This is a genomic window from Agromyces cerinus (assembly GCF_016907835.1).
Lineage (GTDB): Bacteria > Actinomycetota > Actinomycetes > Actinomycetales > Microbacteriaceae > Agromyces > Agromyces nitratus.
This window is the reverse complement of the sequence record NZ_JAFBCT010000001.1, coordinates 252,952-273,488: the sequence shown is the minus strand read 5'-3', so window position 1 is coordinate 273,488 and position 20,537 is coordinate 252,952. Positions and strand designations below refer to the sequence as shown.

The following is a 20,537-nucleotide window of genomic DNA, read 5'->3' as shown; positions in this document are numbered from 1 at the left end:
ACAGCGGGTCATCCGCTAGACTGTCTCTCGGTGTGCGCGATGATCGCGCCGCCTGCGTCGTAGAAACGCTTTCCGGACACTGTGCGCTCTGTACATGAAATCGCGCAGGGGTCCGTGACTCTCATACGGCGAACGGATGCGCCGACCGGCGCCTTCGCCAATACCCACCGCCGGGTCTCACCTTCCGTTCATGGAAACCTCGATCCTGCGGTGTGCTCTGCCCTGAAAGGCACCAGTGACCGACATCACCTTCAGCACGCTCGGCGTGCCCGCCCCCCTCGTCTCCGTACTCGCGGCCGACGGCAAGACCACCGCGTTCCCGATCCAGGTCGACACGCTGCCCGACACGCTCGCCGGACGCGACGTGCTCGGCCGCGGCAAGACCGGCTCGGGCAAGACCATCGCCTTCGCGCTGCCCATGGTGGCGCGCCTCGGCACCTCGCTCGCCGGCGGCCGTCGCCGCCCGGGCCGCCCCCTCGCCCTCGTGCTCGCCCCGACCCGCGAGCTCGCCACGCAGATCGACGCGGTGCTCGCACCGCTCGCCGCCGCCTACGACCTGAAGACCACGACGATCTTCGGCGGCATCAACCAGAAGCGCCAGGTCGATGCGCTGCGCGCCGGCGTCGACATCGTCGTCGCCTGCCCGGGCCGCCTCGAAGACCTCATGAAGCAGGGCTTCGTCACCCTCGACGCGATCGAGATCACCGTGCTCGACGAGGCCGACCACATGGCCGACCTCGGGTTCCTCCCCGTCGTCACGCGCATCATGGACAAGACCCCCTCCGACGGCCAGCGCCTGCTCTTCTCGGCGACGCTCGACAACGGCGTGGACAAGCTCGTCAAGCGCTTCCTCCACAACGAGGTGCTGCACTCGGTCGACGAGGCCACCTCGCACGTCGCCGCGATGACCCACCACGTCTTCGAGGTCGCCGACGTCGACGCGAAGAACGACCTCGTGAAGGCCCTCGCGTCGGGCACCGGCCGCCGCATCCTCTTCATGCGCACGAAGCACCACGCCAAGAAGCTCGCGAAGAAGCTCACCGAGCAGGGCATCCCCGCGGTCGACCTGCACGGCAACCTGTCGCAGCCGCAGCGCGACCGCAACCTCGCCGCGTTCTCCGACGGTTCGGCCAACGTCATGGTCGCCACGGATGTCGCGGCTCGCGGCGTGCACGTCGACGCCATCGAGCTCGTGATCCACGTCGACCCGCCCATGGAGCACAAGGCGTACCTGCACCGCTCGGGCCGCACCGCCCGCGCCGGCAGCGAGGGCGACGTCGTCACCATCAGCCTGCCCGCGCAGAAGCAGGACCTGAAGACCCTGCTCCGCAAGGCCGCGATCACCGTCACCCCGCAGCAGGTCACCGCGACCTCCCCGTCGGTGACCGCACTCGTCGGCGACGTCGCACCATACGTGAAGCCGGCGCCGCGCGCCGAGACCCAGCAGCAGGGCGGCGGCGGCCGTTCGCAGGGCGCCAATGCGCAGCGCAAGCGCGCCGCTCGCGACGAGCGCGGCGGCGAGGCACGTACGGGTGCCGGCCAGGGCCGTGGCCGCGGCCGTGGGGGCAACGGCAACGCCGGTCAGGCGGATGTCGGGGGCGCACCCCGTCGCGACCGCTCGGGTCGCCCCGCCGAGGCACGTGCGAACGCACCCAAGCAGGGCGGCGGCCAGGGCCGCGGCGCGCAGACGACGGGCGCGCAGCGCTCGACGAACGCCCGCTCGGGCGGCAAGGCGCCGTTGCGCGTCGGCAGCCTCGTCTCGCCCTCGGGCAACTCGCGTGGCAACCGCCGCGCACAGGGCTGACCCGCCCAGAACATGCTGAAGGGCCCCGACGAGTTCGCTCGTCGGGGCCCTTCGCGTTCGCGCCCCCATCCCGGCGGTGCCGGCCTGTGTCCCCCGACGGGCCGGCACCGGCGGCATGGCGACGCCATCTCACATGCCCGACAACATCGCCCTCCCGATGTCGCCGCCGACGACGAGCGCGATGGCGACCGCCGCAGCCATGGCTCCGACGATCATGGTGGTCGTCAGCATGGTTGTTCGTCGCATCGCAGCCTCCGTCGCTCACAGTGGTATGTCCGGCTCGCGCGAGTCGGTTCCATCGGATTCGAGGGAACTCGGTCGCCCATGCCGGACATACCCGTACAGACCGCCGCCCGGGCGGAATGAGGAGGAGACCCGATGCCTCGCATCAACGTGATCAGCGCCGCACTCGCGGCGACGCTGGCATTCGCCGGCCTCGGTGCGGCCTCGCCCGCGACCGCGGCCGAGACGTACGAGACCGGCGCGAAAGCCGCCCCTGCCGTGCACTGCGCCGTCGAGGTGCAGCCCGTCGGAACGACGACGACCCCGGCGCAGCCCGTCTGCTTCGCCGACCGGGCGAGCGTCGACCGGTACCTCGGCGCCGTCGGCACCGCCGACGCGTCCACCCGCACCCTCGCCGCTGCCACGACCTCGCTCGGCACGGTCTACTCCGACATCAACAAGGGCGGCTCGAGTCTCACCTTCTGGGGCTCGAGCGGATGCTACGGCGTGCTGTTCGGCTTCTCGAGCCTGCCATCGGGCTGGACCGGCAACATCAGCTCCGCCGTCGGGTCGCACGGGTGCTGGGCATCCCTCTACACGACGACCGGGTACGGCGGCCTGCGACTGACCTGCACGCCCACGTGCAACGGGATCGGCAGCCTGAACGACAAGGTGAAGTCGATCGTGTTCCGCCCGACCGGCACCTTCGGCTAGTCGACGAGGGGGGCGAGGCCGAGCGCGGCGCAGATCGACGCGTTCGGCGACGGCACCACGGCCGCGCTGCCATCGGGCAGCACGCAGGCGTGCAACTCGTCAGGTACGCGGCCAAGCGGGTTGCTCGGCGCTGCGGGATCGTAGTCCGCCTCGAGCACCCCCTGCTCCCACATGACAGTGCAGAGCTCGATGGCGTCGGTGACGCGTCCGGCGCCGCTCGGCGAGACGATCGTGGCCGACGCGCCCGGGTAACCGCCGTCGGCGTCGCGCTCGGCCGCGGTCATGCAGAGCACGATCTCGTCGTTCGACACACTCGCGGGCTGCATCAGCACCGCCCCAGCGGTCGCCACGACGCCGATCGCGAGCACGCCGATGCCGCTCCAGGCGAAGAGTCGGCGTCGCCGGCTCTTCGCCTGGACGGCCGGCTCGGTGCGCACGTGCTCCAGGAGCATCGTGCGGATCGCGGCATCCCGTTCAGGACGCATCTCGGGCGCGGTCATCGGGTGGCCCCCGTGTCGAGGGGAGACTGCGCCCCGCTCGTCGGCCGAGAGGCTTCGTCGAGATCGCGCAGGGAGCCGAGCTCCTTCTGCAGTCTCGTGCGTGCTCGCGCGAGTCTGGACTTCACCGTGCCCACCGGGATGTCGAGCACGTTCGCCACATCGGCCATGGGCAGCTGATCGACCAGGCAGAGATCGACGATGCGGCGGTCGTTGGCGCCGAGTCGCTGCAGCGCGGCGGTGACCTGCTGCGACATCCGCTCGCTGTCGAGCCGGGCACCGACCTCATGGCTCGGGTCGGCCGTGTGCTCGGCGGCCGGCAGCTTCGCGAGCAGGCGACGGTAGCGACGGCCCGAGCGCTCGATGTTGAGCGACACGTTCGTGGTCACGACGAGGAGCCAGGGCAGCAGTGAACCGTCGACGAACCGCACCTCGTGGCGCCGGCGCCATGCCTCGAGGAAGACGATCGCGACGACGTCTTCGGCGTCGGTGCGATCGAACACCCGGGAACAGGCCTTGCGGAAGATGCGCGCACGATAGCGGTCGTAGACCACGCCGAACGACGCCTCCGTACCCGAGGTGGCCTCGAGCCAGAGCGCCGCGTCGGATCGGGCGTCGGCATCCATGGTCGAGCCAGCCTAACCGGGCATCGCGCGACCCGCGCACTCTCGGCCGCGGGCGCGTGCGTGCCGATGTCGCGCCGTTCGTCGTCACCCACTGGATGCTCTCCCTCTGGGACCGGGCCCACCGAGGCCGTCCCGCTCACCAAGGGAATGTCCGGATGACCCCGCCCGGTTCCATCGGCCGGCGGATCGAACGGGTCAGGCGGCGAGCGCCTGCGAGATGCGCACCGTGTTGCCCGAGGGGTCGCGGAAGGCGCAGTCGCGCGGTCCCCAGGCCTGGTCGATCGGCTCCTGCAGCACCTCGGCGCCCGACGCGCTCACCCGTTCGAAGAGGGCGTCGACGTCGTCGGAACGGAACACGAGCATCGGCAGCACGCCCTTCGCGAGGAGCTCCTGCATCGCGTCGCCGTCGGCCCGCGAGCGGCCGGCGTGCGGGTCGGAGAGCACGATGCCGAGGCCGGGCTGCGCGGCGCTGCCGAGCGTGACCCACCGGTGGTCGCCGGATGCCACGTCGTTCTGCACCTCGAGGCCGAGCGCATCGCGGTAGAAGGCGAGCGCTTCGTCGACATCGTTGACGGTGACGTTGGTGTACTGGAGTGCGATGGTCATGGCAGCGACGTTACGCCGCAGCGTCACCGCTCGCTTCTCCGTTCCTGCTCGAAGCGCTCCGCACCGGACGGGTGTAGGTCTTCGCGACGCACGGCGGCATGGCGTTGACCGCGTCGTGTTCGCGGCTGCGGTACGACGTCGGCGTCTCTCCGACGATCTCGGTGAACCGCGAGCTGAAGGAGCCGAGCGAGGTACAGCCGACGGCCATGCACGCATCGGTGACGCTGACGCCCGCTCGAAGCAGCGCCATCGCGCGTTCGATGCGGCGCGTCATGAGGTAGCTGTACGGCGTCTCGCCGTAGGCGGCGCGGAATCGGCGCGAGAAATGCGCCGGGGACATGAGCGCCTGCGCCGCCATCGTCGGCACGTCGAGCGGCTCGGCGTACTCGCGATCGATCAGATCGCGGGCCCGGCGCAGATGAACGAAGTTCTCGAGCTCCTGCGGAGTCATGCACCAACGCTAGCACCGGGGCATCCGCTGCTCGATTTCGCGCGACGCGCATGCTGGCTTAGTCTCGGGGAATGAGCACCGAAGTCGTTGCCGAAGTCGTCGTCCGTCCCATCCGTGACTCCGATGTGGAGGCCCTGGGCCGCGTTCACGCGACCTGCTGGCACGAGACCTACGACCACCTGATCAGCGCCGCTGCGTTCGAACACCTCTCCCCCCGCCGCATGGCCGAGCTGTGGACCCACATGGCCGCCCGCGGCGAGGAGTACAACCAGTTCGCCGCCCTCGTCGACGGCGAGATCGTCGGCTTCGTCGGCTCGGGCCCGGCCCGCGACGAGAACCCTCCGCGCGAGCGCGAGCTCTACTTCATCTATCTGCTCGACGCCTATCACGGCACGGGCATCGGCCAGAAGCTCTTCGACGCCGCGTGCGGCGACCGGCCCGGCTACCTCTGGGTCGCCGAAGACAACCCGCGTGCCCACCGGTTCTACGCGCGCAACGGCTTCACGCCCGACGGCGCCGCACAGGACGTGCCGTTCCTCGGCGAGGAGATCCACGAGGTGCGGCTGGTTCGCTGAGGCGTCCGCTCGCTGAGGCGCCTGTTCCCTGAGCTCGTCGAAGGGAACGCGCTTCGACAAGCTCAGCGAACAGAGATTCAGCGCAGCGCGCCCACCGAGGCGAGCGCCTGCTTGACGAGCGCGCCCCGACCACCCTCCATCTCGGCGGCGACGCTCGGGCTGACAGCCTCGGCCGGGGTCATCCACGTGACCTCGAGGGCGTCCTGCCGCGGCTCGCAGGTGCCGGTGACGGGCACCACGAACGCGAGCGACACGGCGTGCTGCCGCTCGTCGGTGAACGGCGTGATGCCCGGCATCGGGAAGTACTCGGCGACGCTGAACGGCACCGAGCTCGCCGGCAGCAGAGGGAAGGCCATCGGTCCGAGGTCCTTCTCGAGGTGGCGGAACAACGCGTCGCGGATCGTCTCGCCGTACATGACTCGGCCCGACACGAGCGTGCGCGTCATCTCGCCCACGGCGTTCGCGCGCAGCAGCACGCCGACCTCGGTCACCTGGCCGAGCCCGTCGACGCGCACGGGCACGGCCTCGACGTAGAGCAGCGGCAGCCTGCCCCGCACTTCGGCGAGTTCGAGGTCGGTCAGCCACCCCGGATTCGCCGGCGGCCTGACGACGGGTTCGTCGTCGGGGTTCCAGTCCGGGTCGGGGGTGCGTACGCTCATGCCTCGATTCTGCCCCACCGCGCTAGCGTTGACCCCATGACCGACGTGCAGATCGACGACGAGGCCGTGCTGTGGTCGGCATCCGCGGCCGACCGGGAGGGTCGCCCGCTGCTGGTGCTGCTGCACGGCTACAACTCGAACGAGGGCGATCTGTTCGGCCTCGCACCCTATCTGCCGCTCTCTCCGGCCGTCGCGTCGCTGCGCGCCCCGACCTTCACCGGGTACGGGCACGCGTGGTTCCCGCTCATGAACGAGGGCGTCGAGTCCTCGATCGAGGGGGCGGATGCCGCGGTGACGGCGATCATCGAGTGGCTCGACAGGGTCGCCCCCGACGCATCGTCGGTGGGGCTCCTCGGCTTCTCGCAGGGCGGCGCGATGGCGCTCGAGCTCCTGCGCCGCGCGCCGGAGCGCTTCGCGTTCGCGGTGAGCCTCGCAGGATTCGCCCTCCCGGGCGACCGCACGGGCGACGAGCGGATGTCAGAGCTCCTGCCGCCCGTCTTCTGGGGTCGCGGCACGGTCGACCAGGTGATCCCCGCGGCCTCCGTCGCTCGCACGCAGGCCTGGCTGCCCGCGCACTCGTCGCTCGACGAGCGCATCTACGAGGGTCTCGGCCACTCCGTGTCCGAGCTCGAACTCGCCGATGCCGCGGCGTTCCTCGCCGCGCGCTACGCCTGACGCGGAGCCGGCGGGGTCAGACTCCCGAGCCGCCGCTGCTGTGGCGAGCGGCGCGCTCCTTGTCGCGCTCGGCGACGCGGATCTTCTCGGCGCGCACGGCTGCCTGTGTGGCGCGCTCGGTGACGAGCCAGGCGGGCGGCGCCTCCAGCAGCGACTTGATCTCGGCCGAGGTGAGCGGGTCGGTCACGCCGCCGCGTGCGAGACCGGAGTTCGAGATGCCGAGCTTCGCGGCCACGACGGTGCGCGGGTGCGGGCCCTCGCGACGCAGCACCTCGAGCCACTCCGGCGGCTCGGCCATGAGCGCGGCGAGCTCGTCGCGCGTGACGAGCCCCTCGCGGAACTCCTCGGGCGCGGCCTCGAGGAGGATGCCGAGCTTCTTGGCTGCGGTCTCCGCCTTCATGGTCTGGGAGTTCTTCGACTGGCTCACTCCCTCACCGTATCCCGTCCCGGCGCTTCCGCCCACCTGGAGCCCGTCGACCATCGTCTACGCTGGGAACAGGCTGAACACGGCTGCAGGGGAACGGGGGCCGAGGTGACACTGCGACTCCGCTACGTCGCCGGGGTGAGCCCGTCGAAGTGGCTTCGGGTGTGGAACGATCTGCGCCCCGACCTGACCCTCGAGGCGATCGTCGTCGAGGAGTCCGAGCAGCTCGACGCCCTCGTCGCGGGCGAGGCCGACATCGCGTTCGTGCGCCTCCCCGTCGACGCCGAGGGCATGCACGCCGTGGCGCTCTGGGAGGAGCTCGCGGTCGTCGTGCTGCCGAAGGAGCATCCGCTGGCCGAGGCCGAGTCGCTCACGCTCGCCGACCTCGAAGGCGAGACGCTCGCCCCGGTGCAGGCCAACCCCGCCATGACGATCGAACTCGTCGCGGCAGGAACCGGCCACGCGATCGTGCCGCACTCGGTCGCCCGCCTGCACCGCCGCAAGGACGTCGTCGCGATTCCACTGACGGACGCCCCGCCGACGCAGATCTCGCTGCTCTGGCCGCGCGAGCGCGACGACGCGGACATCCAGCAGTTCGTCGCCGTCGTGCGTGGCCGCAGCGCCAAGAGCTCACGCGGTTCGGCCGACGACCCGCCGCCGATGAAGCCCGCGAAGGCCGCGAAACTCGCCGCCGCCGAGCGACGTGCCGAGCGACGTGCCGCGGCGGCGAAGTCGGGTGACGGCAAGGGCAAGGGCAAGGGAAAGAAGGGCGGCGCCAAGGGCGGCCGCCCGGCACCGCGCACCGGAGCGGGCGCCAAGCAGCGCAGCCGCAGGAGAGGTCGATGAGCTCGAAGCCCTTCCTCTTCCTCTCGGCACGCCCCGAGGTCGAGGCCGTCGGGCCCGAGTACGAGTCGGTACGCCGTGCCATGGGCGTCGACGCCGGCCGCCTCGAGCACGTGCGACTCGACGTCGACCCGCTCGGCGATCTCCCGCTCGACGGGTACGCCGGCATCGTCGTCGGCGGCAGCCCGTTCAACGTGACCACGCCCGAATCCGGCAAGCACGAGGTGCAGCGCCGGGTCGAGGCCGATCTCACCCGTCTCGCCGAGCAGGCGCTCGCGGCCGACTTCCCCCTGCTCTTCACCTGCTACGGCATCGGCGTGCTGACCCGGCTGCTCGGTGGCGAGGTCGGCACGACGTACGGCGAAGACGCCCAGGCGGTCGAGATCCGGCTCACCGAGGCGGGCGCGGCCGACCCCCTCGTCGGGGCGCTGCCCGAACGCTTCGACGCGCTCGTCGGGCACAAGGAGGCCACCGACCGGCTGCCGGCCGACGCCGTGCTGCTCGCGTCGTCGGCCGCCTGCCCCGTGCAGATCTACCGCGTCGGCACCCGCGTCTACGCGACCCAGTTCCACCCAGAGGTCTCGACGGCCGACTTCATCGCCCGCGCGCAGGTCTACCGCCACCACGGCTACTTCCCGGCGAGCGAACTGCGCGAGGTCGGCGAACGGCTGGCCGCGGCATCCGTCACCGAGCCCCAGCGGATGCTCCGGCGCTTCGCCCAACTCTCCGACGAGGGCGCGCGCGGCTGAGGCGCGACGATGCCGCGTGCCGGCGATGCGTCCTGCGTCGCACCGGCCGACACGCGGCGGTCGCTCGTCTCGTCGAGCTACGCGGCCGTGCTCTTGTTGCGGCCCCGGGTGATGAGCCCCCAGATGAGCAGCACGATGATCGACCCGGCGATGGCGAGGAGCCACGTGCCGAGATCCCAGAACTGGTCCATGCCGATGCCGAAGATGGCACTGCCGATCCAGCCGCCGAGGAGGGCCCCGACGACGCCGAGCAGCAGGGTGACGAACCATCCTCCGCCCTGGTTGCCCGGCAGGATCAGCTTGGCGATCGCGCCGGCGATGAGGCCGAGGATCAGAAACGCGAGGAAACTCATGGTGTGCTCCTTCGTTCGATACCTCATACGAAACCACCGCGCTAGGGCCGGTGCAAGCCCCTTGCCCCGCGTGGCGCCGATGCGATATCGCGCCGATCCTGCGCCGATCAGGCCGTTCTCACCTCGAAGAGCGGGTAGCGACGGCGCAGCAGCGTGCGCTGCACGAGCGTCCAGGCGACCGTGACGAACAGGTAGAGCGCCGCGGCGAGCGGTACGAAGACCGCGATCACGGCGGTGATGAACTGCAGAGCGCCGAGGGCGCGGGCCATACCCGGCCCGGCGAGCAGGGCAGCGGATGCCGCGGCGGCATCGTTCGGCGCCGAGGCATCCGCTCGGCTCGTGGCGACGGCGGGCGGCTTCGGCTGGAAGACGCGACGGGTGAGTTCGCCGACGACGGCGATGCCCGCGATCACGACGCCGAAGACCACGAGCGCGGCCGGGGTCAGCGTGCCCGTGGCGATCTGGCCCGCGAGGCTGGAGCCGAGCGGCACGCCGAAGAAGGCCTGCTCGAGCAGCGCGTTCGGGTGGCCGGCGATCGTGGGCAGGATGAAGAGCGCGTAGATCACGCCGACGATCGGCGCCTGCACGAGCATCGGCAGGCAGCCGGCGAAGGGCGTCGTGCCCTCGTCGCCGTAGAGCTTCATGGTCTCGCGCTGCAGCCGTTCGGGGTTCGCCTTGTGCTGCTTCTGCAGGGCGGCGAGCTTCGGCGCGAGGCGTGAGCGAGTCTGCTCGGCCTTGGCCTGCGAGATGCCGACGGGAATGAGTGCGGCGCGCACGAGCAGGGTGACGAGCACGACGGCCGCCGCGGCGCTCGCGATGCCGATGACGGGTTCGAGCAGGGCGGCGAGGGCCATGAGCACGGCGTGGGCGCCGTCGAGGAGGCCCGCGATGGGCGGGAAGGCGTAGAGGTCCATGGGGTTCCTTGCGGTCGAGAGGGATGACTGGATCCGTCTGGCCGCGAGGAATCGCCGAGGGCACGCCCGAGTGGGCGGTGCGCGCTGCCCGTACGGGCGGTGCGCGGGTCGGTGGCGTGTCGCTACGCGGCCGCGGGGCCGCGTGTCGGTGCCCGGGGGCGCGCACGCCCGGGTGCGTCGGGGTCGCTCTGCGCGAGGAGCCGCCACGGGTCGGCCGTCTGGCGGAACCGGGTGGCGGCGCCGCTCGCGTCGGCTGCGACGATCGCGGGCAGCGACTGGCAGGCGACGACGACCACGGCGAGCGCGGCGGCGCCGACGACGCCCACGAGCACGACCGACATCTGCGCGTTCGAGGCGAGGGCGATCTCGAGCGACGCCTGCGCGACGCGGAAGAGCGCGACGAGGAGTTCGATCATGTCGCTCCTCTCTGCGTTCGTGCGTCCCGGGTTGCGCGGGGCGCGGTCGCGTCCGCGGCGCCCGCGTGGCTCAACGCTAACACCGGCACGTCACTGCTCGTCGAGCAACCGCTCGAAGAGCACGTGGTCCTGCCACTCCCCCGCGATGCGCAGGTAGCGACGGGCGAGGCCGAACCGCTCGAAGCCGTTGTGCGCGAGCACCGCCTGCGACGCGGCATTGTGCACGAGCGTGCCCGCCTGCACCCGGTGCAGGCCGATGCCGCGAGCCGCGTGCACGGCGAGGCCGACCGCCATCGTCGCGAGACCGCGGCCGTTGTAGCGAGCGTCGATCCAGTAGCCGAGGTGGGCGTTCTGGAAGGCACCGCGAACGATGTCGGAGAGGTTCATGCGGCCCACGATCTCGTCGCCGTCGACGATGACGAACGGCACCGCGAGGCCCGCCTCGAACCGCAGGATCGTCGCCTCGACATCGCGGATGTGCGTCGCGACGTCGAAGAACGCCTCGGAGCGCGCGGGCTCCCAGGGTGCGAGATGCTCACGGTTGCGCGAGTACGCCGCGGCGAGCGCGGGGCCGTCGCCGGGCGCGAGCTCACGGAACACGAGGCCGTCGCCGAGTTCGACCGGTGGCTGCACGCGCACGCTCGCTTTCCTCCATCGCCGGCGACGGATGCCGCCGGGCCGGTCAACCACGCTAACACCGGGTCGGGCGGTGCAGACTGGTGGGGTGACCCGCACGTCATGGGTGCTGCACGTCGACCTCGACCAGTTCGTCGCTGCCGTCGAGGTGCTGCGGCGCCCCGAACTCGCGGGCAGGCCCGTCATCGTCGGCGGCCGCGGCGACCCGAGCGAACGGGCCGTCGTCTCGACCGCCTCGTACGAGGCGCGCGAGTTCGGCGTCGGTTCGGGGATGCCGCTGCGGATCGCCGCCCGGAAGGCGCCCGATGCCGTGATCCTGCCGGTGGACGCTGCGGCGTACGCCGAGGCATCCGCTGCAGTGATGGCGACGCTGCGCGTGCAGCCGGGCGCGATCGTGCAGGTGCTCGGCTGGGACGAGGCGTTCGTCGGCGTCGAGACCGCAGACCCCGAGGCGTACGCCCGGCGGATCCAGCAGGCCGTGCTCGACCGCACCCGGCTGCACTGCAGCGTGGGCATCGGCGACACGCTCGTGCGGGCCAAGGTCGCGACAGGGTTCGGCAAGCCGCGCGGGGTGTTCCGGCTCACCGCAGCGAACTGGCTCGAAGTGATGGGTGATCGGCCGACGATCGAACTCTGGGGTGTCGGCACGAAGATCTCGCGCCGGCTGGCCGGGCTCGGCATCACGACGGTCGCCGAGTTGGCCGCAGCCGTTCCCGACGCCCTGGCCGCCGAGTTCGGGCCGCGCATGGGTCCCTGGTACGCCGAGCTCGGGCGGGGCGAGGGCTCCGACATCGTCGACGACACGCCCTGGGTCGCTCGCGGACACAGCCGCGAGACGACGTACCAGCAGGACCTCACCGAGCCGTCGCAGATCGAGGACGCCGTGCGCGAGTTGGCCGAGCACGTGCTCGACGACGTCGCCGCCGAGGGCCGGCCGGTGATCGGGCTGACGCTCAAGGTGCGCTACGCGCCGTTCATCACCAGGGTGTTCACGAAGAAGATCCCATCGACAGACGAGCGTGCGGTGGTGATCGGACGCGTGCTCGAGCTCGTCGGGCGCATCGAGCCAGACCGACCGATCCGCCTGCTCGGGCTGCGGGCCGAGATGCCGATGCCCGATGACGCGCGCGACGGGCACACGCCGACCCGCGGCGGGTGGTGAGCCCGCGCCATCCGACCCGCATCTGGGTCTTGCTGTGCCGACCACTGGCGATGAGACTTGCGATATGGACCACACGGAGGAAGCACGCGCCGTCGGCGAGGTGATCGACCGGCTCGTCGGCCGGTTCCCCGACCTGCCCCGCGACCACATCGCCGCCGTCGTCGAGGCGGCTCACGTCGAACTCGAGGGCAACCCCGTGCGCGACTTCGTGCCCGTGCTCGTCGAGCGCACCGCGAAGCAGCGCCTGAAGCAGGAGGCGAAGGCCGCGCCGGTGCTCACCGATGCGGCGCTCGCCGACGGGGTCGCGGGCGACGACGTGGTCGAACTCGACCCGATGGAGATCGAACGCCGCGCGCGCGAGCGCGAATCGGGATTCCTCTTCGGCGACCTCGGCGGCGGGCCGAGCTGAGCCCGGCACGGCGGGCGTGACCGGCTGGTCCCGGAGGGTTTCCTCCGGGTCGCGTCATACCGCGTCATGAGAGCGAGTGCACACGGGACATCCGCCTCGATTCGTTGCCGCCGGCCATGACGGAAGCCAGACTGCTTCCGAGCCGTTCCCCCTGCGGTTCCGCGCGTCGCGGCGGCACTGCCGAGCCCCCAATCGCCGCCGCCGCGGCGCGCCCTCGTCGAAGCCCGTCGTCGGTGCTTTGCGCAGCCGACCGGAAGGTCTAGGCTCGCGGGCACGGCGCCGTGGGTGCGCTTCGCGAGGCTCCGGGGGAAGGACCACGATGGACTGGGTGATCCTCATCGCCTCGGGCGTGCTGGAAGCCGTGTGGGCGACGGCGCTCGGCGCGTCGAAGAACTTCCGGCGCCCCTGGCCGACCGCGCTCTTCGTCGTCGCGCTCGTGCTCAGCATGGCCGGGCTCGCCTTCGCGATGACCACCATCCCGGTCGGCACCGCCTACGCCGTCTGGGTCGGCATCGGCGCCGTACTCACGGTCGCCTACGCGATGATCTTCGGCGGGGAGCGCGCGAGCGTCGTGAAGGTGCTCCTCCTGCTCGGCATCATCGGGTGCGTCATCGGGCTGAAGATCGTCGGGGAGGCCTGACATGTACTGGCCCGTCCTGATCGTGAGCGCCGTGCTCGAGGCCGTCTGGGCGACCGCACTCGGCTACTCCGACGGGTTCTCCGAACTCGTTCCGACGATCGTGTTCTTCGTCGCTCTCGTCGGCAGCATGGCGGGCCTCGCCTACGCCATGCGAGGCATCCCGATCGGCACCGCCTACGCGGTATGGACCGGCCTCGGCGCCGCGCTCACCGTGACCTACGCCATCACCTTCGGCGGCGAGTCGGCGAGCGTGCTGAAGGTGATCTTCCTCGCCGGCATCATCGGATGCGTGATCGGGCTGAAGCTCGTGCATTCACGTGAGGAGCGCGAGGCCGAGGCTGCGGGTGCGCTGCCGATGCCAGACGCCTGACGCCTGACGCCTGACGCCTGACGCCTGACGCCTGACGCCTGACGCTCACGAGCGAGCATCGAGCATCGACGTGGTGCGCGGTGAGTAATATGCTCACTGATCGCGCGCTGGGCGGCTGCTCCGCGGATGCCACGTCAGTATCGGAGGCCGAATGCCCATTCACCAACTGGCGCGGGATGAGATGGAGCTCGACTCGATCGCGTTCGCCTTCTTCTCCGCGTTCTCCTCATTCGATCTGAAGCCGGTCGATCTCACAGACCTTCGACAGCTGTTCCTTCCCGGCGCCACCATCATTGCGGTCGCCGCGAATGGGGCGACCAATCGGTATGACGTGGAGAGCTTCATCGAACCGCGAGAGGCCCTCTTGAACAGCGGGCGACTGCTGGGATTCTCCGAGCGGGAAGTCACCGCTGACACGCAGATCTTCGGAGACATCGCGCAGCGTTGGAGCCTGTACAGCAAATCAGGCACCCTCGACGGCCTGCCTGCCGACGGCTGGGGCAGGAAGGCAGCTCACTTCGTACGCACGTCAGATGGTTGGCGGATCAGTGCCATCGTCTGGCAAGACGGCGCGGGGGGCACGCAGATCCCCTTGGCCGAACTGCCGGTGGAGACCGTCTGAATCCTGCGAGAGCCACGGGTTCGTCACCGTTCAGCACCGAAGCGGTCGCCGATGAGCGGCACGAGCATTGCTCGGCATCACGAAGGCGCAGCAATACAATTCGACTGTGTCTGACCAAGATCAGCTGCAACCTCTGGAACCTGCCGTGGTTGAGCAGCGAGCCTCGAATATCGCCGCCGTGGCGTGGGCTCTGTTGCCGGCGCACGTGTTTCTCACTGGCTTGATCACGTACGTGGCGATTGCCGCTTGGACGGTCATCGGGGGCGCGTACACAGAGGGTTTGCAGGTCATCGGTTTCGCGATCTACTCCGCTCAGCTCACCATCCTGGTGTTCGTCGTCGGCCTCCCTCTCCGGATCGCTTCATCGGTGCGCCGGTGGTGGTTTCGACACGCGGCTTGGTCGCTCGCGCTATTCGGACTAGCTGCGGCCGGGGTCCTCCTGTCGTTCTTCGTGGGCGACGCAGGCCCGGTCCACTACCCCGAAACCGCCGACTGGCCCTCGACAGACGGCTATGAACCCGACACGCGAGTCTTCCTGCCGTCGCTCTTGGTGCTCGCATTCGCCACTATGCATCTACTCCCGCCACTCCGCCGGTGGCGAACGCCAGCCTGACCAGCGCGTCCTCTCACGCAGTTCGGATGCGGGCGGGTGATGACCACCTGTCCGACGGTTCCGGTCCCGACACGCGAGCAACGCCCCGGGTCAGTATCCGCCGGACTCGGTCGGCTCGACGCACACGGCCTTGACCTTGTCGGCCGCTTCCTGGATCGCGGCCTGCTGCTCGGCCAGCGCATCGGGATCGGGCGCGAGCGCACCGTCGGCATCGGTGGGAATGGTCGCCGCGAACGCCGCGGCCTCGCTGAGCTTCTCGTCGACGGTGGCGAGCGCGTCGGCCACGTCGGGGTTGTCGGCCTTCTCGGCGAGCTCAGCGGCGCGCGCGCCGTAGTCCTCGAGCGTCGCCTGGATCTCGTCGGCGCTGCCGCCCACCCCGTTGAGGGCGTTCTGCGCGCCGTTCGCGACATCCCGAAGCGTGTCCTGCAGGCTCGCACACGCACTGGCGACCGCTGTCGAGGGCGTGCCACCGCCGGCCGCGCAGCCGGAGAGGAGCAGCGCGCTCGCGAAGACGAACACGGCGGTCGATTTGGTTCCTCGCATGATGGGATCCCCGATCGTGGTGCCCTCGCGTCTCGGGAGCACCCTTCGACTGTGGCACGACCCCACGACGGTGTAAATAGCGAGGTTCACTCGGAAAATGCCCGTCCTCGCTCGGGAACGGCCCCACGACGTCGAGGGTCACAGCCTCCGCGACTGGTCGGGGTCCTTGTCTGCGCGGAAACCCCAGAGCACGATGCCGGACAGGAGAGCGACTCCGAGAAGCCCCCACCCCCGGATGTCGGTCGCATCGACGATGAGGAACCAGACGCCCGAGATCGCGAAGAACAGTCCCACCACTACGCCGAGCCACGTGCGCACGGTCTTCATGAGCCCATGGTAGGCCGACAGGGCCCACGCCGGCACGACCGCACGCGGGAACCCGCAAGATCAGAAAAGCCCCCGGCTCCGAAGAGCTGGGGGCTTTCTGATGGCGGTACCGGTGGGATTTGAACCCACGGTGGGCTTTCACCCACACAACTTTTCGAGAGTTGCACCTTCGGCCGCTCGGACACGGTACCGAGGACAATCGTAGACGACGAGGCCGCAACCACCAAAACGAGCGGATGCCTCAGCCGACGCTCAGCCGGCATGCAGCTCACGTGAAGCGTGCAGGAATACGTTCTGCTCGTGACCGTCTCCCCCATCTCCCGTGCCGACGCCCCGCGCCAGAGCCTCACGGCCGGCGCCCGGCTCGCCGCGGCGACCGTGCTCGGCACGTTCGGCGTGCGCCCGTTCCGGGAGCGGGTGCGCGAGAACCGGTCGACCCTGAACGACACGCTGCCCATCCACTCGAAGTGGTGGCGCGACCACGCGAAGGCCGACGGCGAGCTGCTCTACGTCGCGATCGGCGACAGCGCCGCCCAGGGCATCGGGGCCTCCCGGCCCGACCGCAGCTACGTCGGCCAGATCGCCGACGAGCTGCGCGAGTCCACAGGGCAGAGCGTCCGCGTCGTGAACCTCAGCGTCTCCGGCGCGACTACGGCACTCGCGGTGCGCGATCAGCTGCCGCGCTTCCGCGACATCCGTGCCCTTCGGCCCGATGTCGTCACCGTCTCGATCGGCGCGAACGACATCGCCGACTGGAACCCCGAGCGGTTCGACGGGAACATCCGCTCGATCTTCGCCGAACTGCCGCTGCACGCCGTCGTCGCCGATCTGCCGTGCTTCCACTTCCCCCAGAACGAGCGCAAGGTCGCCGAGGCGAACCGGATGCTGCGCGCCGCCGCCCGCGAGCACGGACTCGTCGTGGCGCCGCTGCACGAGGCCACTCGGCGCCAGGGCCTGCGCGGCATCCTGACGCAGTTCGCGCGCGACATGTTCCACCCGAACGATCACGGCTACGCCCTGTGGGCCGAGGCCTTCGGGCCGGCGCTCGCGGGCGTGCTGCGGTCACGCCGCCGCGAGTCGCTGAGCTCGTTCGAGCGCATCATCGAGCGGCAAGCCGCCTGACGACGACATCGGCGTCCTCGCCGACGCCGAGCAGCAGGGGCGACCTGCGCGTGCGCATCCACGGCACCCCGACGAACGAGAGGCCGGGCATGCGGGCGCTCGCCCCGTCCTCTTGCAGCGGGAAGCCCATGTCGTCGACGATCCCCTGCATGTCGATCCAGCCGTAGTCGGGGCGGAAGCCCACGGCGTTGACGACCGCGCCGAGCTCGTCGAGGAGCGGCACGGTGGCGGCGGCGAGACCGGTCGACGGCGGCTCAGGCAGATCGGGCACGGGCAGACCTTGCGACCAGCACAGGCGCCCGATCCCCGAGCAGACCTCGCGGAACACGTCGTCGCCGAAGGCGACCGACTCGGCGAGGTCGTCGGCGACTCGCACCCGCGCCCCGTCGACGCCGGTGACGTGGCCGATCAGTTCGACGCCGTCCGCGGCGAGCGTACGGAGGCCGACCTCGTGCCCGCCGTGCGCACCGGAGATGAGCGGATTCGAGGCGTTCCGCACCGCCGGCGACGGCATGTCCGCGAGCGTGTCGTCGAAGAAGCCGAGCTCGCCCAGCCAGTCGATGATGTCGCGCCCGTCGACGCGCCGCGGCATCGCCGGGGCCCGGCTCGCGGCGAGCACGACCCGACGCCCTGCGTGCACGAGCTCGTGCACGATCTGGCAGCCCGACTGGCCTCCGCCGATGACGAGCACGGTGCCATCCGGCAGCGTGTGCGGCGCCCGGTACTCCGTGGCCGCGACGACGGGCACCTCGCGGCCGATCTCCTCGATGAACCCGGGCCGGTGCTCGCGCTGATAGGCGCCGGTGCAGACGACGACGCGATGCGCCCGGATGCCGCCCGCCGACGTCTCGGCGACGAAGCCGTCGCCCACGCCCGCGCTCCGAAGGGACTCGACGCCGGTCCGCTCCTGGATCGGCGCGGCGAAGGAGCTCGCGTAGTCGCGCAGGTGCGCGCCGATCCCGTCGCGATCGAGGTAGCCGGCGGGGTCGTCTCCCCGGTACTCGCCGCCCGGCAGGCGGATCGTGTGATTCGGCGTCACGAGGCGGAAGCTGTCCCAGCGCGCGTCCCACGCCGCGCCGGCACGATCGCGCTCGAGCACGACGTGATCGACACCCGAGGCCGAGAGCCCATGGCTGACCGCGAGGCCGGCCTGCCCGGCTCCGATGACGAGCACGTCGACGTCCGCCCGCATGCGGCACAGGCTACGCCGGAGCAGTGACGTCGGCCAGACCTTCGACCCCGGGCCGCCGCGCCGAACGCCCGCTGTCGGCGGCCGCGGCTAGTCTCGGGGCATGGCCCGCTCCACCTCCACGTTCCGTTGCTCCGAGTGCGGTTGGAGCACCCTCAAGTGGGCCGGCCGCTGCGGCGAATGCCAGCAGTGGGGCACCGTCGTCGACGTGGCCGAGGCCACCGGCATCGTGCGCGCCGTGCAGGCCGTGCAGCTCGGCGAGGCGCGCACGGCGCGATCGATCGTCGACGTGCAGACCGAAGACGCGGCGCACCGGCCGAGCGGCATCGGGGAGTTCGACCGTGTGCTCGGCGGCGGAATCGTCGCGGGCGCCGCGATCCTGCTCTCGGGCGAGCCCGGGGTGGGCAAGTCCACGCTCCTCCTCGAGGTGGCCGCCCGCGTCGCCGGCACCGGGCGCCGCGTGCTCTACGTCACCGCCGAGGAATCGGTGGCCCAAGTGCGCCTCCGTGCCGGGCGCACCGGCGCGCTGCACGACGAGCTCTACCTCGCCGCAGAGACCGACCTCGCGACCATCCTGGGTCAGGTCGACGCCGTCTCCCCCGCCCTCCTCATCGTCGACTCGGTGCAGACCGTCTCCTCGTCGCTCTCCGACGGCCTGCCCGGGCAACCGAGCCAGGTGCGCGAGGTCGCGTCGACCCTCATCCGCGTCGCGAAGGAGCGGCAGCTGCCCGTGCTGCTCGTCGGCCACGTCACGAAAGACGGCTCGATCGCCGGCCCCCGCCTGCTCGAGCACCTCGTCGACGTCGTCTGCCAGTTCGAGGGCGACCGGCAGACCTCCCTTCGCTTCGTGCGCGCGCTCAAGAACCGGTTCGGCCCCACCGACGAGGTCGGCTGCTTCGAGATGACGGGCGAGGGCATCGCCGAGGTGCCCGACCCCTCGGGCCTCTTCCTCTCGAGCGGCCGCAGCGCCGTGAGCGGCACCTGCGTCACCGTGGCACTCGAGGGGCGGCGGGCGCTGCCGGTCGAGGTGCAGGCGCTCGTGGTGGCGACGAAGGCGCCGCAGCCGCGCCGCGTCGTCAACGGGGTCGACCCGTCGCGCGTCGCCATGATCATCGCCGTGCTCGAGCGCCGAGCGGGGCTCAAGTCCCTCGGCGAGCACGACGTCTACGTCTCCACCGTGGGCGGCGTGCGGCTCGCCGAGCCCGGCGCCGACCTCGCCATCGCCGTCGCCATCGCTTCGGCCATGCGCGACCGCGCGGTGCCGCACGAGCTCGCGGCGTTCGGCGAGATCAGTCTCGCCGGCGAGGTGCGCCCCGTCACGGCGGCCAAGCAGCGCGGCGCCGAGGCCAAGCGCCTCGGCTACACGACGATCCTCGATGTCGAGGCGGGCAGCGTGCATGCTGCCGTGCAGCGCGCCATGATGGCCGCCACCGGTCCGCGAGAGCGAGAGCTCGACGCCGCGTTCTGACGCACCCCGGCACGCCGGTTCAGCCACTCAGCAGACGGCAGGCAGCAGCTCAGACGATCGCGTCGATCACCGGGCACGTCGGATGCACCGGCCCCGTCTCCACGAGCAGCGCGAGCGCCGCACGCACGCCCTGCAGGTCCGCGATCCGCTGGTCGAGTTCGGCGAGCTTGTCGGCGACCTGTTCCGCGACGTCGTCGAGCACGATGCGCTCGGGCTCGTCGGAGAGCGCCAGCACCTCTCGCACCTCGCGCAGGGTGAACCCGAGCTCCTGGGCGCGGCGGATGAACCGCACCCGCCGCACCGAGTCGGGCGAGTACTGGCGGTACCCGCCACTCGAGCGCCCTTCGGGCGACAACAGCCCCTGCCGTTCGTAGAACCGCAGCGTGCTCACCGCGACGCCCGAGGCGCCGGCGAGCGGGCCGGTCGTCAGTGGCGCCGCAGGCGGAGCAGTCCGCTGAGCTGCAGGATCAGCCATGTCACCTCCCCGATCAGGAACACGACGATCGTCGCACTCTGCCCATTCAACAGCGCCCAGATCATCCAGAACGAGAACACCGCGCGCCCGACTGTGTCGATCGCGATGAATCGCGCCTCGGGACGCAGGATCCTGGCGATCGCCCACATGGTCACCGCGGTGCCGAACATGCTCGTGAACATGAGTGCGGTGGGGTCGAGCTCGGGCAGCTGCGCACCGGGAAGGTGCAGCGCATCATGCAGGGATCGGGTCAGTGCGAGGAGGAGAGGCGCGGTGAATGGCGTGGCGAACCCGACGGTCACGATGAGGTCGTAGACGGCCCCGGCGCGCCCCCACCTCACACGCTGGTACGCGTCATCGGAAACGGGGCGCGGTGCGGCGGTGGCGGTTGCAGTTGCGGTCATGCCGCCAGTGTCGACCGTGAACCACGGTG

General features: G+C 70.9%; 29 protein-coding genes and 1 tRNA gene. 14 read left to right on the top strand and 16 right to left on the bottom strand.

Annotated features, from left to right (window positions below; translation table 11 throughout):
* Window positions 1-235: 235 nt before the first annotated feature.
* Together JOE59_RS01225 and JOE59_RS01220 are read left to right on the top strand one after the other, a co-directional pair.
* Window positions 236-1,804: a DEAD/DEAH box helicase gene (locus tag JOE59_RS01225; RefSeq protein ID WP_204458607.1), complete on the top strand. Its 1,569-nt coding sequence runs from the start codon at window positions 236-238 to the stop codon at window positions 1,802-1,804.
* Window positions 1,805-2,182: 378 nt separating this feature from the next.
* Entirely contained in the window at window positions 2,183-2,740 is a 558-nt protein-coding gene (locus JOE59_RS01220; RefSeq protein ID WP_204458606.1) for a hypothetical protein, read from the top strand.
* On the opposite strand, the gene JOE59_RS01215 is transcribed toward JOE59_RS01220, so the two are convergent.
* The 4 genes from JOE59_RS01215 to JOE59_RS01200 all read right to left on the bottom strand — a co-directional run bounded on the left by JOE59_RS01215 (window position 2,737) and on the right by JOE59_RS01200 (window position 4,920).
* Window positions 2,737-3,240 carry a hypothetical protein gene (locus JOE59_RS01215; protein WP_204458605.1) on the bottom strand — a complete coding sequence of 168 codons (504 nt, stop codon included), beginning with the start codon at window positions 3,238-3,240 and terminating at the stop codon, window positions 2,737-2,739. The two genes, JOE59_RS01220 and JOE59_RS01215, sit on opposite strands and share 4 nt — an antisense overlap.
* A complete protein-coding gene (locus JOE59_RS01210; protein ID WP_204458604.1) occupies window positions 3,237-3,863 on the bottom strand; it encodes an RNA polymerase sigma factor in 627 nt (208 codons plus the stop codon). Before JOE59_RS01210 ends, JOE59_RS01215 begins: the two co-directional genes overlap by 4 nt.
* A gap of 195 nt (window positions 3,864-4,058) precedes the next feature.
* A complete protein-coding gene (locus JOE59_RS01205; RefSeq protein ID WP_204458603.1) occupies window positions 4,059-4,469 on the bottom strand; it encodes a VOC family protein in 411 nt (136 codons plus the stop codon).
* Between the two features lie 10 nt (window positions 4,470-4,479).
* A complete protein-coding gene (locus JOE59_RS01200) occupies window positions 4,480-4,920 on the bottom strand; it encodes a helix-turn-helix transcriptional regulator (protein ID WP_204458602.1) in 441 nt (146 codons plus the stop codon).
* 71 nt (window positions 4,921-4,991) lie between these two features.
* Here JOE59_RS01200 and JOE59_RS01195 point away from each other — a divergent pair, with 71 nt between their 5' ends.
* Window positions 4,992-5,495, top strand: coding sequence for a GNAT family N-acetyltransferase (locus JOE59_RS01195; protein ID WP_074260047.1), 504 nt, complete (start codon window positions 4,992-4,994; stop codon window positions 5,493-5,495).
* A 77-nt stretch (window positions 5,496-5,572) separates the two neighbouring features.
* Here the strand turns inward: JOE59_RS01195 and JOE59_RS01190 are convergent, their stop codons facing one another.
* Window positions 5,573-6,154 (bottom strand): NUDIX hydrolase family protein, encoded by a 582-nt coding sequence (locus tag JOE59_RS01190; protein WP_074260046.1) that lies wholly within the window; start codon window positions 6,152-6,154, stop codon window positions 5,573-5,575.
* 36 nt (window positions 6,155-6,190) lie between these two features.
* On the opposite strand from JOE59_RS01190, the gene JOE59_RS01185 reads away from it, so the two are divergent.
* Window positions 6,191-6,829 carry an alpha/beta hydrolase gene (locus tag JOE59_RS01185; RefSeq protein ID WP_204458601.1) on the top strand — a complete coding sequence of 213 codons (639 nt, stop codon included), beginning with the start codon at window positions 6,191-6,193 and terminating at the stop codon, window positions 6,827-6,829.
* Between the two features lie 16 nt (window positions 6,830-6,845).
* On the opposite strand, the gene JOE59_RS01180 is transcribed toward JOE59_RS01185, so the two are convergent.
* Entirely contained in the window at window positions 6,846-7,229 is a 384-nt protein-coding gene (locus JOE59_RS01180; RefSeq protein WP_204463204.1) for a DUF5997 family protein, read from the bottom strand.
* Window positions 7,230-7,361: 132 nt separating this feature from the next.
* Between JOE59_RS01180 and JOE59_RS01175 the strand changes: the two genes are divergently transcribed.
* Window positions 7,362-8,099, top strand: a complete 738-nt coding sequence (locus JOE59_RS01175) for a LysR family substrate-binding domain-containing protein (RefSeq protein WP_204458600.1) — start codon at window positions 7,362-7,364, stop codon at window positions 8,097-8,099.
* The gene (locus JOE59_RS01170) at window positions 8,096-8,845 is read left to right on the top strand and encodes a glutamine amidotransferase (RefSeq protein ID WP_204458599.1); all 750 of its coding nucleotides are present in this window, start codon (window positions 8,096-8,098) and stop codon (window positions 8,843-8,845) included. Before JOE59_RS01175 ends, JOE59_RS01170 begins: the two co-directional genes overlap by 4 nt.
* Before the next feature lie 77 nt (window positions 8,846-8,922).
* Here JOE59_RS01170 and JOE59_RS01165 read toward each other — a convergent pair whose 3' ends face one another.
* From JOE59_RS01165 to JOE59_RS01150, 4 genes are all read right to left on the bottom strand, one after another.
* On the bottom strand, window positions 8,923-9,198 hold the full coding sequence (locus JOE59_RS01165) for a GlsB/YeaQ/YmgE family stress response membrane protein (protein ID WP_204458598.1): 276 nt from the start codon (window positions 9,196-9,198) through the stop codon (window positions 8,923-8,925).
* Between the two features lie 107 nt (window positions 9,199-9,305).
* The gene (locus tag JOE59_RS01160) at window positions 9,306-10,112 is read right to left on the bottom strand and encodes a YidC/Oxa1 family membrane protein insertase (protein ID WP_204458597.1); all 807 of its coding nucleotides are present in this window, start codon (window positions 10,110-10,112) and stop codon (window positions 9,306-9,308) included.
* A gap of 122 nt (window positions 10,113-10,234) precedes the next feature.
* A complete protein-coding gene (locus tag JOE59_RS01155; protein WP_204458596.1) occupies window positions 10,235-10,528 on the bottom strand; it encodes a DUF6412 domain-containing protein in 294 nt (97 codons plus the stop codon).
* Between the two features lie 90 nt (window positions 10,529-10,618).
* On the bottom strand, window positions 10,619-11,167 hold the full coding sequence (locus tag JOE59_RS01150) for a GNAT family N-acetyltransferase (protein ID WP_307836899.1): 549 nt from the start codon (window positions 11,165-11,167) through the stop codon (window positions 10,619-10,621).
* A gap of 103 nt (window positions 11,168-11,270) precedes the next feature.
* Here JOE59_RS01150 and JOE59_RS01145 point away from each other — a divergent pair, with 103 nt between their 5' ends.
* From JOE59_RS01145 to JOE59_RS01120, 6 genes are all read left to right on the top strand, one after another.
* Window positions 11,271-12,326, top strand: a complete 1,056-nt coding sequence (locus JOE59_RS01145; protein WP_307837121.1) for a DNA polymerase IV — start codon at window positions 11,271-11,273, stop codon at window positions 12,324-12,326.
* Window positions 12,327-12,390: 64 nt separating this feature from the next.
* Complete coding sequence (locus JOE59_RS01140; RefSeq protein ID WP_204458594.1) at window positions 12,391-12,735, top strand: three-helix bundle dimerization domain-containing protein; 345 nt, start codon at window positions 12,391-12,393, stop codon at window positions 12,733-12,735.
* A gap of 319 nt (window positions 12,736-13,054) precedes the next feature.
* On the top strand, window positions 13,055-13,375 hold the full coding sequence (locus JOE59_RS01135) for a DMT family transporter (protein ID WP_204458593.1): 321 nt from the start codon (window positions 13,055-13,057) through the stop codon (window positions 13,373-13,375).
* 1 nt (window position 13,376) lies between these two features.
* Window positions 13,377-13,745, top strand: a complete 369-nt coding sequence (locus JOE59_RS01130) for a DMT family transporter (protein WP_204458592.1) — start codon at window positions 13,377-13,379, stop codon at window positions 13,743-13,745.
* A 151-nt stretch (window positions 13,746-13,896) separates the two neighbouring features.
* The gene (locus JOE59_RS01125; protein WP_204458591.1) at window positions 13,897-14,367 is read left to right on the top strand and encodes a nuclear transport factor 2 family protein; all 471 of its coding nucleotides are present in this window, start codon (window positions 13,897-13,899) and stop codon (window positions 14,365-14,367) included.
* A gap of 106 nt (window positions 14,368-14,473) precedes the next feature.
* A complete protein-coding gene (locus JOE59_RS01120; RefSeq protein WP_204458590.1) occupies window positions 14,474-14,980 on the top strand; it encodes a hypothetical protein in 507 nt (168 codons plus the stop codon).
* A gap of 90 nt (window positions 14,981-15,070) precedes the next feature.
* On the opposite strand, the gene JOE59_RS01115 is transcribed toward JOE59_RS01120, so the two are convergent.
* The 3 genes from JOE59_RS01115 to JOE59_RS01105 all read right to left on the bottom strand — a co-directional run bounded on the left by JOE59_RS01115 (window position 15,071) and on the right by JOE59_RS01105 (window position 16,041).
* Window positions 15,071-15,523 (bottom strand): hypothetical protein, encoded by a 453-nt coding sequence (locus JOE59_RS01115; protein ID WP_204458589.1) that lies wholly within the window; start codon window positions 15,521-15,523, stop codon window positions 15,071-15,073.
* Window positions 15,524-15,661: 138 nt separating this feature from the next.
* Window positions 15,662-15,850, bottom strand: coding sequence for a hypothetical protein (locus tag JOE59_RS01110; RefSeq protein ID WP_204458588.1), 189 nt, complete (start codon window positions 15,848-15,850; stop codon window positions 15,662-15,664).
* 101 nt (window positions 15,851-15,951) lie between these two features.
* Window positions 15,952-16,041, bottom strand: a tRNA-Ser gene (locus tag JOE59_RS01105).
* 109 nt (window positions 16,042-16,150) lie between these two features.
* Here JOE59_RS01105 and JOE59_RS01100 point away from each other — a divergent pair.
* Entirely contained in the window at window positions 16,151-16,972 is an 822-nt protein-coding gene (locus tag JOE59_RS01100; protein WP_307836898.1) for an SGNH/GDSL hydrolase family protein, read from the top strand.
* Here JOE59_RS01100 and JOE59_RS01095 read toward each other — a convergent pair.
* Window positions 16,950-18,164, bottom strand: a complete 1,215-nt coding sequence (locus JOE59_RS01095; RefSeq protein WP_204458587.1) for a flavin-containing monooxygenase — start codon at window positions 18,162-18,164, stop codon at window positions 16,950-16,952. The genes JOE59_RS01100 and JOE59_RS01095 overlap by 23 nt on opposite strands.
* A 100-nt stretch (window positions 18,165-18,264) precedes the next feature.
* Between JOE59_RS01095 and radA the strand changes: the two genes are divergently transcribed.
* On the top strand, window positions 18,265-19,629 hold the full coding sequence (gene radA / locus JOE59_RS01090; RefSeq protein ID WP_204458586.1) for a DNA repair protein RadA: 1,365 nt from the start codon (window positions 18,265-18,267) through the stop codon (window positions 19,627-19,629).
* A gap of 49 nt (window positions 19,630-19,678) precedes the next feature.
* Here radA and JOE59_RS01085 read toward each other — a convergent pair whose 3' ends face one another.
* Together JOE59_RS01085 and JOE59_RS18605 are read right to left on the bottom strand one after the other, a co-directional pair.
* Window positions 19,679-20,104: a heavy metal-responsive transcriptional regulator gene (locus JOE59_RS01085; protein WP_204458585.1), complete on the bottom strand. Its 426-nt coding sequence runs from the start codon at window positions 20,102-20,104 to the stop codon at window positions 19,679-19,681.
* Window positions 20,056-20,508, bottom strand: a complete 453-nt coding sequence (locus JOE59_RS18605) for a hypothetical protein (protein WP_239560046.1) — start codon at window positions 20,506-20,508, stop codon at window positions 20,056-20,058. Before JOE59_RS18605 ends, JOE59_RS01085 begins: the two co-directional genes overlap by 49 nt.
* Window positions 20,509-20,537 lie beyond the last annotated feature (29 nt).